Here is an 838-nt window from a genome sequence, read left to right as displayed (position 1 = left end):
AGTGAGGGTCGATCGGCGCGACACACTGCACCGAGACCGCGAACCCGGCACCGGTGCCCGCGTCGTCGACGGCAACCATCAACGGATAGTTCGTCCGCTCATGCGCGTAGAGCAGCTCGACACCGTCCATACCGGTGGCGGTGACATCGGCAGCCTGGGCATCGGCCCCTGATGCGTGGCGGTAGTTGAACAGCGCCGTGAACAGCGGAGATCCGGAAGCCACCCCGGACACACGCTGCGCCGACGCCAGCGGCGTGTGCTCGAACGCCAGCAACTCGGCCAGACTCGCATGCATCCGGCCCGCAGCCTCACCAACACCAACGCCGCCGACCTCGAACCGTACCGGCAGGGTATTGATGAACAGACCCGGTACGCGATCAGCACCAGCGCCAGCCTGCATCCGGCCGAACAACACCGTGCCGAACACCACGTCCTCACGACCAGAGGTGGCAGCCACCACCCGCGCGAACGCCACATGCAACAACGCCGCAGCACTCACCCCAAGACGCTGAGCCTCCTGCCGCACCCCGACGGAGATCTCCGCATCAAGCTCCCACCGGGACTCCAGCACATCGGTGCCATCACCTTGGACATCCAGCACACCGAACGGAGCGGTCGGTTCGGTGACATCACCGAGCAACTCGGTGAAGAAGCTGTCCTGACGCTCGGGTGAGACGCCAAGCCGCGCCTGCGCCACGAAATCGCGGAACGGCAACGGCTGCGGCAGCAAGTGTTCATGGCCGGCCGAAATCGCCTGGACCTCCGCAAACAGAACGTCGAGTGTCGTGTGGTCCTGAATCAGGTGATGAACTTGGACCAGACCCACCCACCCAGAGGC

Annotated in this window: 1 protein-coding gene; it reads right to left on the bottom strand. The window is 65.2% G+C overall.

Annotated features, from left to right (window positions below; all coding sequences use genetic code 11):
* The coding region (locus IZR01_RS49380) for a condensation domain-containing protein (protein ID WP_323747333.1) at positions 1–826 on the bottom strand (826 nt) is incomplete at its 3' end.
* Positions 827–838 lie beyond the last annotated feature (12 nt).

The organism is Catenulispora pinisilvae, assembly GCF_015356865.1.
Classification (GTDB): Bacteria; Actinomycetota; Actinomycetes; order Streptomycetales; family Catenulisporaceae; genus Catenulispora; species Catenulispora pinisilvae.
Note: the sequence above shows the minus strand (reverse complement) of the source record. Positions and strands in the feature narration are given on the sequence as shown.